Annotated in this window: 14 protein-coding genes; 6 read left to right on the forward strand and 8 right to left on the reverse strand. The window is 65.6% G+C overall.

Annotated features, from left to right (window positions below; translation table 11 throughout):
* Positions 1-76 precede the first annotated feature (76 nt).
* Positions 77-301, forward strand: coding sequence for a ParD-like family protein (locus ACZ1I5_RS14030; RefSeq protein WP_465169862.1), 225 nt, complete (start codon positions 77-79; stop codon positions 299-301).
* Positions 285-1,073, forward strand: a complete 789-nt coding sequence (gene map / locus ACZ1I5_RS14035; protein WP_465169863.1) for a type I methionyl aminopeptidase — start codon at positions 285-287, stop codon at positions 1,071-1,073. Before ACZ1I5_RS14030 ends, map begins: the two co-directional genes overlap by 17 nt.
* Positions 1,074-1,209: 136 nt before the next feature.
* Here the strand turns inward: map and ACZ1I5_RS14040 are convergent, their stop codons facing one another.
* The 7 genes from ACZ1I5_RS14040 to ACZ1I5_RS14070 all read right to left on the reverse strand — a co-directional run bounded on the left by ACZ1I5_RS14040 (position 1,210) and on the right by ACZ1I5_RS14070 (position 8,177).
* On the reverse strand, positions 1,210-2,592 hold the full coding sequence (locus ACZ1I5_RS14040; RefSeq protein ID WP_465169864.1) for an FAD-containing oxidoreductase: 1,383 nt from the start codon (positions 2,590-2,592) through the stop codon (positions 1,210-1,212).
* Complete coding sequence (locus ACZ1I5_RS14045; protein WP_465169865.1) at positions 2,589-3,053, reverse strand: DUF4126 domain-containing protein; 465 nt, start codon at positions 3,051-3,053, stop codon at positions 2,589-2,591. The genes ACZ1I5_RS14040 and ACZ1I5_RS14045 overlap by 4 nt, the downstream gene beginning before the upstream one ends.
* Positions 3,054-3,193: 140 nt before the next feature.
* On the reverse strand, positions 3,194-4,150 hold the full coding sequence (locus tag ACZ1I5_RS14050; RefSeq protein WP_465169866.1) for a cupin domain-containing protein: 957 nt from the start codon (positions 4,148-4,150) through the stop codon (positions 3,194-3,196).
* A 95-nt stretch (positions 4,151-4,245) separates the two neighbouring features.
* A complete protein-coding gene (gene mmsB, locus ACZ1I5_RS14055; protein ID WP_465169867.1) occupies positions 4,246-5,130 on the reverse strand; it encodes a 3-hydroxyisobutyrate dehydrogenase in 885 nt (294 codons plus the stop codon).
* Between the two features lie 2 nt (positions 5,131-5,132).
* On the reverse strand, positions 5,133-5,909 hold the full coding sequence (locus tag ACZ1I5_RS14060) for an enoyl-CoA hydratase (protein ID WP_465169868.1): 777 nt from the start codon (positions 5,907-5,909) through the stop codon (positions 5,133-5,135).
* A gap of 11 nt (positions 5,910-5,920) precedes the next feature.
* On the reverse strand, positions 5,921-6,964 hold the full coding sequence (locus ACZ1I5_RS14065) for an enoyl-CoA hydratase/isomerase family protein (protein WP_465173970.1): 1,044 nt from the start codon (positions 6,962-6,964) through the stop codon (positions 5,921-5,923).
* A gap of 67 nt (positions 6,965-7,031) precedes the next feature.
* Positions 7,032-8,177, reverse strand: a complete 1,146-nt coding sequence (locus ACZ1I5_RS14070) for an acyl-CoA dehydrogenase family protein (RefSeq protein ID WP_465169869.1) — start codon at positions 8,175-8,177, stop codon at positions 7,032-7,034.
* A 143-nt stretch (positions 8,178-8,320) separates the two neighbouring features.
* Between ACZ1I5_RS14070 and ACZ1I5_RS14075 the strand changes: the two genes are divergently transcribed.
* On the forward strand, positions 8,321-9,367 hold the full coding sequence (locus ACZ1I5_RS14075; protein ID WP_465169870.1) for an AraC family transcriptional regulator: 1,047 nt from the start codon (positions 8,321-8,323) through the stop codon (positions 9,365-9,367).
* 108 nt (positions 9,368-9,475) lie between these two features.
* A complete protein-coding gene (locus tag ACZ1I5_RS14080) occupies positions 9,476-10,273 on the forward strand; it encodes a sterol desaturase family protein (protein ID WP_465169871.1) in 798 nt (265 codons plus the stop codon).
* A 64-nt stretch (positions 10,274-10,337) separates the two neighbouring features.
* On the opposite strand, the gene ACZ1I5_RS14085 is transcribed toward ACZ1I5_RS14080, so the two are convergent.
* Complete coding sequence (locus ACZ1I5_RS14085) at positions 10,338-11,837, reverse strand: CoA-acylating methylmalonate-semialdehyde dehydrogenase (RefSeq protein ID WP_465169872.1); 1,500 nt, start codon at positions 11,835-11,837, stop codon at positions 10,338-10,340.
* A gap of 106 nt (positions 11,838-11,943) precedes the next feature.
* Between ACZ1I5_RS14085 and ACZ1I5_RS14090 the strand changes: the two genes are divergently transcribed.
* Positions 11,944-12,852 (forward strand): LysR family transcriptional regulator, encoded by a 909-nt coding sequence (locus ACZ1I5_RS14090; RefSeq protein ID WP_465169873.1) that lies wholly within the window; start codon positions 11,944-11,946, stop codon positions 12,850-12,852.
* A complete protein-coding gene (locus ACZ1I5_RS14095) occupies positions 12,849-13,334 on the forward strand; it encodes a GreA/GreB family elongation factor (RefSeq protein WP_465169874.1) in 486 nt (161 codons plus the stop codon). Before ACZ1I5_RS14090 ends, ACZ1I5_RS14095 begins: the two co-directional genes overlap by 4 nt.
* Positions 13,335-13,356: the final 22 nt, after the last annotated feature.

The raw sequence follows: 13,356 nt of genomic DNA on the forward strand, positions 1-13,356 counted from the left end.
GCGTCAGACACACCCCTTGGCCTGCGCATATACGATCTGTATACGCCATATAAACGAATCATATGCGGAGACCCTGATGGGCATTGTGAACATAGACGACGATCTGCACGATCAGGTGCGAAGGGCGAGCAAGGTAACCTTTCGATCGATCAATGCGCAGGCCGCCTTCTGGATCAAGGTCGGCATGCTGTGCGAGACCAATCCGACGCTCAGCTTCGCCGAGATCATCGCACGCGAGCTTGGCTCCGCCGGCTTCTCGCCTCAGCCATTGGCCGTGGTCGAGCATGACCAAGCAGCCTGAGGAACTGGCGCTGCTGGCCGAATCCGGTCGGCTGCTGGCCTCCGTGTTCGGGTTGCTGGATCGCACCCCGCTCGCCGGCATGTCGACGCTTCAGGTCGATGACATGGTCGAGCATTTCATCGTCCATGACCTCCAGGCCCGGCCGGCGAGCAAGGGCCAATATGGCTACGGCTTCGTGTTGAATGCGTCGGTGAACCACGTGGTCTGCCACGGCGTCCCGTCGCCGACCGAAATGCTTCGCGACGGCGACATCGTCAATTTCGACATCACGCTCGAGAAGAACGGCTATATCGCCGATTCCAGCAAGACCTATCTCGTCGGCGCGGTGAATCCGGCCGCCAGGAGGCTGGTCCAGACCACCTACGAAGCGCTGTGGATGGGCATCCGCGCGGTTCGGCCGGGCGCGCGGCTCGGGGACATCGGCTGGGCGATCGAACGCCATGCCAAGCGCAACGGCTATTCGGTGGTGCGGGAATATTGCGGTCACGGCATCGGCCGGGAGATGCATGAGGAACCGCAGATCCTGCACTTCGGCAAACCGGGAACTGGCCTCACCTTACGGGAGGGCATGGTGTTCACGATCGAGCCGATGCTCAATCGCGGCCGGCGGAGCGTGAGGACCGAGGAGGACGGCTGGACTGTCGTGACGAACGACGGGTCGCTGTCCGCGCAATTCGAACACACCGTCGCCGTCACCGCGTCGGGCGTGTCGGTGCTCACGCTGCGCGCCGACGAACGGGACATGATGAGCAGAATGAAGGTCGCGGCCTGACCGAGCGTGCCAATTCTCTCGACAATTCATCTTAAATCATTGATTTACAACTATAGTTCCGAAAAGGTCTTGCCATCAAAAATGTCAGTGAACTGCCTGACATTTTGGGCAATCCGGGTCCAGGCACCGGCGCGACTTAGCCCTTTGGCGGCTGAAGCCCGCCCAACAGGGTCGGGATGAGCTCCGAAACGGTCGGGTGGATCGGCACCGCCCATTGCAGCACCGGATAAGCGAGATCGGCATGCATCGCGTCGATAATGCCGTGGATCGCCTCGTCACCGCCGACGCCGAGAATCGCCGCGCCGAGGATCTTGTGCGTTTCTGCATCGGCGACGACCTTCATCAGGCCGTTGGTCTCGCCCTTTTCGATCGCGCGGGCGACCTGGCTCATCGGTCGGGTCGAGACCAGGAGCGGCCGTCCCGTTTCGCGCGCCTGCGCCTCGGTCATGCCCACGCGCCCCAGCGGCGGATCGGTATAGAGGGCGTATGCCGATACGCGCTCGCTCACCTTCCGGTCCGCGCCGTCGAGCAGGTTCGCCGCGACGATCTCGTAATCATTATAGGCGGTATGCGTGAAAGCACCGCGACCGTTGCAGTCGCCCAGCGCCCAGATGCCCGGCACATTGGTCGCCAGCCGGTCGTCGACCGCCACATAACCGCGTGCGTCGGTGGCCACCCCAGCCTTGTCCAACCCGAGATCGTCAGTGTTCGGCCGCCGCCCGATCGCGAGCAGCACATGCGACCCGATCACTTCGGGCGCGCCCTCGGTGCAATCGACCTTGACCGCGGTGCCATCCGGATGGGCTGAAAAGGCGATGCAGGTCGCGTTGATGCGCACCTCGATCCCCTCGGCGACCAGCATGTCGCGGATAAGCTCCGAGATATCCTCATCCTCGCGCGCGATGAGGCGCGGCGACATCTCGACGACCGTCACCTGAGCGCCGAACCGGCGGAACGCCTGTGCGAACTCCAGGCCGATATAGCTGCCGCCGACCACGACGAGATGCCGCGGGAGCTCGGCAAGATCGAGGATCGAGACGTTGGTGAGCGGGGTGATCAGGTCGATCCCCGGCATCGGCGGCACATTGGCGCGGCCGCCCACATTGAGGAAGATCCTCGGCGCGGTCAGCGCTTCGCCATCGACCTCGATGGTGTCAGGCGCAGTGAAGCGGGCATGGCCATGGATCAGGGTCAGCCCCTCCATCCCGACCAGCCAGTCCGTCAGCCGGCCGCGCGAGTCTGACGCGATCGCCGCCGCGCGGTCGCGCACGCGCTTCATGTCCGTCGTCGGCGAGCCCGGCAGGTCGACCCCATATTCCGCCGCCCTGGCCGCGGCGTGGGCGACATAAGCACTCGCCACCATGGCTTTGGTCGGTGTGCAACCAGTGTTGACGCAGGTGCCGCCGAGACGGTCGCGCTCGACCAGCGCGACGGTCATGCCCTTCTCGGTCAACCGGCCGGCGAGCGACGGACCCGCCTGCCCCCCGCCGATGATGATCGCGTCGAACCGGCGGCTCATACCGCGGCCGAGACGATCAGGAAGGCACCAATGATCGCGACCGCATCTTCGAGGAGCGCCGCCGGCCGATCGCTGCCGAACAACGCCGCCAGCTTCGCCCGTACCGCGGCACCGCCCAGGGTACCGACCACCGCGCCGACCGCGCCGGCGGCGATGCCGGCGATCAGGGATCCGGCCGAAGCACCAATCGCCCCGCCGCTGAGCCCGCCCATCAGGATTCGCGTGATGAACTGCGGCGGCACCTTGCGGCTCGGGGTGGACGGCAACTGATCCGTCACCAGCTCGGCCAGGGCGAAGAGCGAGAAGATCCAGGGGGTGAACCGATATCCAAGAAAGGCGAGCCAGGTGCCGTCGAGATGCAGCCAGCCGAGCTGGGCGGCCCAGCTGACGGCGGCGGGCGCGGTCATTGCGCGAAGGCCGGCGACGACGCCGATGAGCAAGGCCAGGATCAGGACGGTCATCAGCGGTCTCCTTCAAGGTTGCGGCACGATATCGGGTGATATCCGCCTGCGCCATCACTACCGGTGCGGACGACACTGCCTATCGTCCGCACCGGTGCCAGGACTACACCTTGGTATGACCCGGTTCGATCAGATCCTCATCACTCCGGTTCGAAATTGTGCAGGATCACCGGGCGCGGGTTGAACGGAATGCGCGTTGACATCGGCGTCAGCGGGCTGTTGCCGGCACGGTGCCAGCGACCCTTGGCCGCCGTGACCACATCGCCCTGATTGGCCTCGAAATAGGGGAAGCCTTCGATCTGGTAGCCGATCTTGCCTTCCATGATGAACCAGAACTCGGTCCAGTCGACATGGAAATGGCCCTTGTTGGTCGCGGGCGGCACCGGCGCGGCCTTGCTGCGCAGGATGTTCGAGGTGAAGTGATCGTCCCATACGAACTTGCCGTTATAGGGCTTGTCGCCGATCGCGATGTCCTTGAGGAAATCGACCCAGATCGGGTTGCTCGTCCCACCAGTCGGGATGGTCGCGGGGCCCGGGCTGCCGCGGACCTTCATATAGGTGCGGCCAGGATAGGCATCGGGCGTTTCGGAAAGCGGGAAGAGCGGCGGGGAGCCGGCCTGGCGCACCTCGAAACGGAGCGACGGCTGATCGCCGACCGTCTCGATCGAGTAGAGATGGCGGAACGGCACGCTGACCATGAAGCCCTTGGTCGCGACGAACGGCGCGACCCCGTCGATCGTCACCTTCATCGACCCGTCCTGCACGATCCAGACGACCCGGTCGTCGGCATACATGCGCGTCTTGGTCTTCTTGCCGGCGCCGAGCGAGATATAGTCCGCATCCTGTTCCTGGTTGCGGATGATCGGCTGGACCCAGTCGCTCTGGCCGCGATGCGCGGCGAGGATCTCCGACAGCTTCCAATGGACCTTGTTGGGCGCGACATAGGGCGTCGGCCGGGTCGGCTTGGCGGACCAGAAATTCTCCGCCACCTTCGGCCCGGCGGGCATTGGCTCGGTCGGCGCCGCGGATTGCGCGACCGCCATGCAGGCAGTGGATACTGCCAGAACCGTCGCGCCGAGATACAACAAAGCCTTCATCACCTTCTCCCTCCAGCGGCGTTGCCCGCCCTTGTGATAGGGATGCATGACATCAATGTTGCATGCAAGATGCCGAGGCGGTGTTTTGCGACGGTTTATTCCGCGTGGTCGAGCATTCTGATGATGGCGGAGAAATCCAGACCGCCCTGCCCCTCAGCGGCGAACCTCTCATAGAGTTCGGCCGCCTTCGCGCCCATCGGGGTGTCGGCATGCGCCTCGGCCGCGGCTTCCATCGCCAGGCGCAGATCCTTGAGCATCAGCGCAGTCGCGAAACCGCCCTGATAGTCATGGTCGGCCGGCGTATCGGGGCCGACGCCCGGCAGCGGCGCATAGGTCGTCATCGACCAGCTCTGGCCTGACGAGACCGAGGAGATGTCGAAGAATTTCTGCGGATCGAGCCCGAGCTTCCGCGCGAGCAGGAACGCCTCGCAGGTCGCGACCATGGTCGCGCCGAGCAACATGTTGTTGGCGATCTTCGCGGTCTGGCCGGTGCCGCTGTCGCCGGCATGGATCACGGCCTTGCCCATGTCGGACAGGAAGGGCTGAGCGCGGTCGAACGCTTCCGCGCTGCCGCCGACCATGAAGGTCAAGGTGCCGGCATTGGCCGCGCCGATGCCGCCGGAGACGGGCGCGTCGACCGAGGTCAGGCCCTTGGCGAGCGCTGCTTCGCCGATGCGCTTGGCGGTGGCGACGTCGATGGTAGAGCAGTCGATCAGAATCGCCGAGGCCGGCGCGTTGCCGAACAGGCTTTCGGTATAGACCTGTTCGACATGCTTGCCGGCGGGCAGCATGGTGATGATCGCCTCGGCGCCGTCAGCCGCCTCTTCCGCGCTGGTGACGGGCAAGCAGCCCGCGGCCTTGGCGCGTTCGAGCGCTTCGGCGGAGAGATCGAAGGCGCGGACGTCATGCCCCTTCTTCGCGAGGTTCGCGGCCATGCCGCCGCCCATGTTTCCAAGACCGATGAATCCGACGCGTGCCATTGTTATTTTCCCGTCCAGTTACCGGGGCGCTTCTCGACGAACGCCGTCATGCCTTCCTTCTGATCCGCCGAGCCGAACAGGCCGTGGAACAGGCGCCGTTCGAACTGGATGCCCATCGCGAGCCCCGTCTCAAACGCGGCGTTGACCATTTCCTTGTTCGCCTTGACCGCGAGCGGCGCCATCGACGCGATCGCCGCCGCGGTCTTCACTGCTTCCTCGACCAGATCGGCCGCCGGGACGATCCGGCTGACCAGCCCGGCGCGCTCCGCTTCCTCGGCGCCCATCATCCGGCCGGTGAGGCACATCTCCATCGCCTTGGCCTTGCCCACCGCGCGCGTAAGCCGCTGCGAGCCGCCCATGCCCGGCGCGACGGCGAGCTTGATCTCGGGCTGGCCGAATTTCGCGGTGTCGGCGGCGAGGATGAAGTCGCACATCATCGCCAGCTCGCAGCCGCCGCCCAGCGCGAAGCCGGCGACCGCGGCGATGATCGGCTTGCGCGTCGCGGTGAACTTCTCCCAGCCGGCGAAGAAGTTGTGGCCGTACATGTCGGCGAAGCCCTGGGCCTGCATCTCCTTGATGTCGGCGCCGGCGGCGAAGGCCTTTTCGCTGCCGGTGACGACCGCGCAGCCCTGGCTGTCGTCGGCGTCGAACGCGGCGGTCGCGGCGATCAGGTCGGCGAGCACCTGGCTGTTGAGCGCGTTGAGCGCCTGGGGCCGGTTGAGTGTGATCAGCGTAACGGCGCCGCGTTGCTCGACGAGGAGGGTTTCGTAATCTGCCATGGGTTGAGTCCTTATGCGGGAGTCCACGCCTCGCCGTCAGGCAAGGGGGCGAAGATCTGGTCGATGACGTGATCGGTCACGCCTTCGGGCGTTGGCGGATCCCATCGGGGAGCATTGTCCTTGTCGACGATCACCGCGCGGACGCCCTCGAGGAAATCGTGCCGCTGCACGACATGCGCGCCGACGGCATATTCCTGGCGCATCTCGTCCTCGAAGGTCGGCATCATCGTGCCTTCCTGGAGCAGGCGGAGCGAGACCTTCATCGTCTGCGGCGACTTGGTGCGCAAGGTGGCGAGCTGTTGCTGCGCCCATTCGCCAGGATCGGCCTCTAGCGCGGCGAAAATGTCTTCGAGCAGGTCCGAGGCGAACAGGCGATCGATCGCATCGCGGTGCGCGAGGATACGGGCGTCGGGCGTGGGTGCCGACAGGTCTTCCAGGATCGTAGCGATCTGCTGGGGATCGGCGGCGATGCGGGCCTTGGCCTCTTCCAGCCGATCGCTCGGCAGATAATGGCTGGCGAGGCCGAGCGCGAGGCATTCCGCGCCGTCGAGCCGGTGCCCGGTCAGCGCGAGATACTGGCCGGTGCGACCCGGTAGGCGCGAGAGATACCAGCCGCCGCCGACATCGGGGAACAGGCCGATCCCGGTTTCCGGCATGGCGAGCCGGGTATTCTCGGTCGCCACACGATATGTCGCTGGCTGCGACAGGCCGACGCCGCCACCCATGGTGATGCCGTCCATGAAGGCGACGATTGGCTTGGCATAAGTGAACAGCCGGTGGTTCATGCGGTATTCGGTGTGGAAGAACTCGCGCGCTTCCGCGCCGTCCTTCGCGCCGCTTTCGGCGAGCATGCGGATGTCGCCCCCCGCGCAGAAGCCGCGGCCCTCGGCATGGTCGATCAGGATCGCCTCGATGTCGAGGTCGATCCGCCATGCCTCCAGCGCGTCGAGGATCGCGGCGCACATCGCGGTGTTTAGCGCATGGATCGCCTTGGGCCGGTTGAGCCGGATGCGAGCGACCTTGCCGTCTTGCTGGGTGAGGACGTCGCTCACAATTTGTACCCACGCGAAGGCGGTCCAGACTGGGTCCCCGCCTTCGCGGGAACACAAACAGGCCATTTCCTCATTGCCGTGTCAGGTCCCGGCCGACAATCATGCGCATGACCTGGTTGGTGCCCTCCAGGATCGAATGGACGCGCAGGTCGCGCCAGAAGCGTTCGATCGGATAGTCCATCAGATAGCCATAGCCGCCATGGAGCTGCAACGCGCGGTCGGCGACGGACGATCCGGTATCGGTGGCGAGACGCTTGGCCATGGCGGCGAATTTGGTCTTGTCGGGCGCATTGGCCGTTACCTTGGCGGCAGCCATGTAGAGCAGCGCGCGCGCCGCCTCGAGCTCGGTCGCCATGTCGGCGAGCATGAACTGGGTGTTCTGGAAATCGGCGATCGCAGTGCCGAACTGCTTGCGGTCCTTGGTGTATCTGATCGCCTCGTCGAGGCAGCGCTGCGCCCCGCCGAGCGAGCAGGCGCCGATGTTGAGACGGCCGCCGTCGAGCCCCATCATCGCAATGCGGAACCCCTCTCCTTCACCGCCCACCAGGTTCTCCTTCGGCACACGCACGCCATCGAACATCACCTGCGCGGTCGGCTGGGAATGCCAGCCGAGCTTTCGCTCGTTCGCGCCGAAGCTGACGCCGGGCATGTCCTTCTCGATCACCAGGCAGGAGATGCCCTTGGGGCCTTCCTCACCGGTGCGGACCATGGTGACGTAGATCTCGTTCTCGCCCCCGCCCGAGATGAACTGCTTCGAGCCAGTGACGATATAGTCGTCGCCGTCTCTGACTGCCTTGGTCTTCAGCGCCGCGGCATCCGAGCCCGAACCGGGTTCGGTAAGGCAATAGCTGGCGATCTCGTCCATCGTCACTAGGCGCGGGAGATATTTGTCCTTCACCGCCTGGCTGCCGAAACGGTCGATCATCCAGGACGCCATGTTGTGGATCGAGATGAAGGCCGAGGTGGACGCACAGCCGTAGGCCATCGCCTCCATGATCAGCGCCGATTCCAGCCGGCCCAGATTGATGCCGCCGCTTTCCTCCGAAACATAGATCGAGGCGAAGCCGAGCTCGGCCGCGGCCTTGATCGTCTCGCGCGGGAAAATGTGCTTCTCGTCCCACTCCGCGGCAAAGGGCGTGATGCGATCCGCGGTGAACTTGCGCGCCAGATCCTGGATCTCGCGCTGATCGTCGGTGATGTCGAATTGCTGAGTCATTGAGATATTCCCGAGAGAAAAAACCTGGATCGCGCGCGCGACGACGGCATTTCCGGACACGCGGCCTTGTCTATCGCGCCTGGTCGACATTTCCCACCGGCGCGATGGACGGGGTTCCGCGGCCAAGCCATAACGGTGCGGATATGGCGCAGCTGATGCTCCTCGACACGGTGATGCGGGTGCTGGCGATCGGCCAGTTGCTGCTGATCGCCATCGTGATCGGACGCGGCCGGGCGCCAATGCCGATCCGCGCCGCCACGGCGATGCTGCTGATCGGCGTGTGCTGCTATCAGACGCTGGCGACGTATCTGTTCCGGCCGACCGAGGGACCGGTCTGGGCGCTGGTCCAGCTTGCCGCGCAGTCGGTGCCGCTGCTGCTGTGGATCTTCGCGCATCTGCTGTTCGAACGGACGATCGACCGGCGGGCGCTGATCGCCGGCATCACCGTGACGATTGGCTGCTGGGCCTGCTTCTTCTTCGCCCGCTACGCGCAGCTCGACCTGCGAAACGCGGTCTCGACGATCCAGCGCAGCGTGTCGCTGGTCTTCATCGGCCATGCGATCCTGATCGCGATCAGCGAACGGGGCGACGACCTGATCGAGAAGCGCCGCCAGCTGCGCGTCGGATTCGTGATCGTGGTGGGCACGCTGGCCTTTGTCGTGATCGTACTGGAAATGCTGTTCGGGTTTCGCCGCGCGGACCCGGGCATCGCGCTCGCCCAGGCCGTCGCCATCCTGATCGCCACCATGGCGATGGGCGTCGCGCTGCTGCAGAGCGATCCCGAATTGCTGTTCGATCCCGCCCAGCCGGAGCCCGCCCCTGCCCCGAGCTTCAGCCCGTCCGAACATGTGCTCAACCGCAAGCTCGAGGCCGCGATCGCCGGAGCGGTCTATCGCGAGCCCGGCCTCAGCATCGGCGCGCTGGCCGAGTTGCTCGAGACGCCCGAGCACCGGCTGCGCAGCCTGATCAACCAGCGGCTGGGCTATCGCAACTTCTCGGCCTTCCTCAACCATCACCGCATCGGCGAGGCCAGGGCATTGCTGGTCGATCCCACCCATGTCGACCTGCCGATCCTGACCATCGCGATGGACCTGGGCTATGGCTCGCTCGCGCCGTTCAACCGCGCCTTTCGCGAAACCGTCGGCCAGTCGCCGAGCGAATACCGCCGGGCGAACATCGTGCGGAACTGAAAAGATGCGATCGATTCCGGAATCGATCGGCATTTTTCGGCCCCGCGCAGCCTGGACGCGCGCGGTGGCATAGGAAGCCGGCCGACCGCAATCGAACGGAGCATCAGCGTGATCGGAATCCTGCAAAGCATCGGCGCGCATTGGCTGCACAGCTTCACCATCGAGATGACCCGCTACCTGATCGGCGCCGCGGGCATCGCGCTGCTTTACTGGCTGCTGCGCCGCTGGACTGCGCCCCGCCGCATCCAGCAACGCGCCGCGACCATGGCGGACCGCCGGCGCGAGGTGATGCTGTCGGTGCAGACCATCGCGGTCTTCGGCGTGGTCGACCTGATCGCCTTCGCGCTGATCGCGGGCGGCGTGATCGCCATCGCGCATGATTTCAATCCGTGGCTGATCGCGCTGGAGGTGATCGCGCTGGCGATCGCCCACGACGCCTGGTTCTATTGGATGCACCGCGGGCTGCATCTGCGCGCGATGTTTCGCCGCGCGCATGCCGCCCATCACCAGTCGCGCACCCCGACCTCCTGGGCGTCCTATGCCTTTGCGCCGATCGAGGCGGTGTTCGAGTCGCTCTACGTGCCGATCGCCCTGCTGCTCCTGTCGCTGTTCGGGCCGATCTATCCGCTCGCCATCTTCATCTTCCTCGGCCACCAGATCGCCCGCAACGCGATCGGCCATTCGGGACATGAGCTGGCCTGGTCGGGCTTCACCCGATCGCCCTGGACCGGCTGGCTGACCACGACCACCCACCACGACCTGCACCACAGCGAGGGCCGGTATAATTTTGGCCTCTACTTCACCTGGTGGGACCGGTGGATGGGCACCGAACATCCGAAATATCATGCGCGGTTCGAGAGTGTGGCGGGGCGTAATGCGGTGGAAGGCAGCCCGGCCACTGCCTGAACCTCATCGCCACGGACCTCGATGGGTCCGTGGCGACAAAGATCGAGGCAGCCGAGCAAGCGCCTCACCCCATGGTCGGGATGACGAAGGCGTTGGCGGCGTCGCCCACACCGCCGTCAGGCCAGCGCTGGGTGACCGTCTTGACCTTGGTCCAGAACTTCACGCCTTCCATGCCGTGCTGGTTGGTGTCGCCGAACCCGGAGCGCTTCCAGCCACCGAAGCTGTGATAGGCGACCGGCACTGGGATCGGCACGTTGATGCCGACCATGCCGACATTGACGCGCGCGGCGAATTCGCGCGCGGCATGGCCGTTGCGGGTGAAGATGGCGACTCCGTTGCCGTATTGGTGCTCGCTCGGCAGACGCAGCGCATGCTCGAAATCATCGGCGCGGACGATCTGCAGCACGGGGCCGAAAATCTCTTCCTTGTAGGCCTGCATGTCGGGGGAGACATGGTCGAACAGCGACGGGCCGATGAAGAAGCCCTGCTCATGGCCCTGAAGCGAGAAGCCGCGGCCATCGACCACCAGCTCGGCGCCTTCGTCGACGCCGGTCTGGATCCAGTTCTCGATACGTTGCCTGTGCGCAGCGTTCACCACCGGGCCGTAATGCGCGTCCTTGTCGGTCGAGACGCCGACGCGCAGCGCGGCGATCGCCGGGATCAGCTTTTCGCGTAGCGCGACCGCGGTCTTCTCGCCGACCGGCACCACGACCGGCAGCGCCATGCAGCGCTCGCCGGCCGAGCCGAACGCCGCGCCCGACAGGTCGGCGACGACCTGGTCGAGATCGGCATCGGGCATGACGATGCCGTGGTTCTTCGCGCCACCCATCGCCTGGATCCGCTTCCCGGCCGCGCCGCCGCGCTGGTAGACATAATGTGCGATGTCGGACGAGCCGACGAAGCTGACCGCCGAAATGGCGGGATGATCGAGGATCGCGTCGACCATTTCCTTGTCGCCGTGCACGACCTGGAAGATGCCTTCGGGCAGGCCGGCCTCGAGGAACAGCTGGCCGAGGCGCACCGGCACCGACGGGTCGCGCTCGCTCGGCTTCAGAATGAAGGCGTTGCCGACGGCCATCGCGACGCTCGACATCCAGAGCGGTATCATCGCGGGGAAGTTGAACGGGGTGATGCCGGCGCCGATGCCGAGCGGCTGGCGCATCGAATAGACGTCGATGCCGGGGCCCGCGCCCTGGGTATATTCGCCCTTCAGCGCATGCGGGATGCCGCAGGAGAATTCGACGACCTCGAGCCCGCGCTGGATGTCGCCGCGCGAATCCGCGACGACCTTGCCATGTTCGGACGAGAGCAGCTCGGCCAGCTCGTCCATGTTCTTCTCGACCAGCGCCTTGAAGTTGAACATCACGCGGGCGCGGCGTTGCGGGTTGGTGGCGGCCCAGGCCGGCTGCGCCTTTTGCGCGGCGGCGATGGCGGCATCGAGCACGGCCTGATCGCCGAGCTGCACCGTCGCCTGAACCTGGCCGGTATTGGGGTTGAACACATCGGCCGTCCGGCCCGAACCGCCGCCCGAAAGGCCCGCGACGTGATGATCGATGAGGCGCATATCCAACCTTCCCAAAACTTTTGTGGCTCTTCCTTACGCTTGGAGAATTTGCAGGCAAGGTGCCGGGGGTGCATGTGAGCCCTGCAATTATGCAGGGTAAGACGAGATGTTCGATTGGGACGACCTGCGGATTTTCCTCGCGGTGGCGCGGTCGCGGCATCTCGCGTCCGCGGCGCGATCTCTGGGGATGGATGCGACCACCGTCGGCCGGCGGTTGCGGCGGCTCGGGGCGGCGCTTCAGTCCGAATTGTTCGAGGTGGAGGCGGGCGAGCGGCGGCTGACCGAGCAGGGGCAGGCGCTGCTGGCGCATGCCGAGACGATCGAGAGCACGGCGCTCCATGCGCTGGGCGAAGTGGCGGGCGGATCGACTCAGGCGAGCGGGCATGTCCGGCTGAGCGTCGCCGAGGGCGTCGCGACCTGGGTGCTGGCCCCGCGCCTGCCTGAGTTCCGCAGCCGTAATCCCGATATCCGGCTCGACCTGGTCACCGCATCGGGTTTCCTCAACCCGTCGAAGCGCGAGGCGGATATCGCGGTGATGATGGCGCGGCCGCGGCATGGCCGGCTGATCGCGGCGAAACTCGCCGACTACCGGCTGCGGCTCTATGCCGCGACGCGCTATCTCGAGGCGCATGGCCCGATCGGGTCGATCGAGGAACTGAGCGGACACACGCTGATCGGCTATGTCCCCGAATTCCTCTACTCGCCGGAACTCGACTATCTCGGCGAGGTCGCGCCGGGGCTCGACGCCAATCTCCGCTCGACCAGCATCAACGTGCAGTATAGCGCCATCGCCAACGGCACCGGAATCGGCGTGCTGCCCAGCTTCATCGCCGATCAGGATCCCGGCCTCACCATGTTGTTTCCCGACCAGGTCGATATCGTCCGCAGCTTCTGGCTGGTGACGCATAGCGACATGCGACGCCTCGCGCGGATCGATGCCGTGCTGGAATGGTTGAAGGAATCAGCGACGGGGCCGCTGCGCCCGCCGATATTTGCCCCCGGGAGGAAGACATGAGCGTCGCATTTCGCCGCGAGAGCGACGAGGAGCATAAGGAGCCCAAGTTCGAGCTGCCGTTGCCGCCGGGGCCGAACCTGGTGACGGCGCGGGGCCTTGCGCTGATGGATGCGCGGGTGACGGCGCTGGAGGCGGAGATCGAGGTTGAAGCCGACGACGATGCACGCGAAGTGCTGAAGCGCGCGCTACGCTACTGGAACACACGCCAGACGACCGCGATCGTGGCGCCCGAGCCGAGCGGCGAGGAGGTCGCGTTCGGCGCCAGCGTCACGTTCCGCCTCAACGGCGCGCTGCGCACGATCCATATCGTCGGCAGCGACGAGGCCGACCCGGCGGAAGGGCGCATTGCCTTCACCGGGCCGCTGGTGAAAGCGATGATGGGTGCTGAGCCAGGCGACCTGATCGACTTTGGCGGGATGCGCGACGCGATCGAGATCGTCGAGGTCGGCAGTATGCCCCGCGAAGTATCTGAACGGGAGTAACAGGTCTGACACACTTTGCGAC

The organism is Sphingomonas sp. BL-S-30, assembly GCF_055521475.1.

Coding starts and splice junctions, on each gene's coding strand:
- ACZ1I5_RS14030 (WP_465169862.1), top strand. CDS start 77: ATGGGCATTGTGAACATAGACGACGATCTGCACGATCAGGTGCGAAGG.
- map (WP_465169863.1), top strand. CDS start 285: ATGACCAAGCAGCCTGAGGAACTGGCGCTGCTGGCCGAATCCGGTCGG.
- ACZ1I5_RS14040 (WP_465169864.1), bottom strand. CDS start 2,592: ATGAGCCGCCGGTTCGACGCGATCATCATCGGCGGGGGGCAGGCGGGT.
- ACZ1I5_RS14045 (WP_465169865.1), bottom strand. CDS start 3,053: ATGACCGTCCTGATCCTGGCCTTGCTCATCGGCGTCGTCGCCGGCCTT.
- ACZ1I5_RS14050 (WP_465169866.1), bottom strand. CDS start 4,150: ATGAAGGCTTTGTTGTATCTCGGCGCGACGGTTCTGGCAGTATCCACT.
- mmsB (WP_465169867.1), bottom strand. CDS start 5,130: ATGGCACGCGTCGGATTCATCGGTCTTGGAAACATGGGCGGCGGCATG.
- ACZ1I5_RS14060 (WP_465169868.1), bottom strand. CDS start 5,909: ATGGCAGATTACGAAACCCTCCTCGTCGAGCAACGCGGCGCCGTTACG.
- ACZ1I5_RS14070 (WP_465169869.1), bottom strand. CDS start 8,177: ATGACTCAGCAATTCGACATCACCGACGATCAGCGCGAGATCCAGGAT.
- ACZ1I5_RS14075 (WP_465169870.1), top strand. CDS start 8,321: ATGGCGCAGCTGATGCTCCTCGACACGGTGATGCGGGTGCTGGCGATC.
- ACZ1I5_RS14085 (WP_465169872.1), bottom strand. CDS start 11,837: ATGCGCCTCATCGATCATCACGTCGCGGGCCTTTCGGGCGGCGGTTCG.
- ACZ1I5_RS14090 (WP_465169873.1), top strand. CDS start 11,944: ATGTTCGATTGGGACGACCTGCGGATTTTCCTCGCGGTGGCGCGGTCG.
- ACZ1I5_RS14095 (WP_465169874.1), top strand. CDS start 12,849: ATGAGCGTCGCATTTCGCCGCGAGAGCGACGAGGAGCATAAGGAGCCC.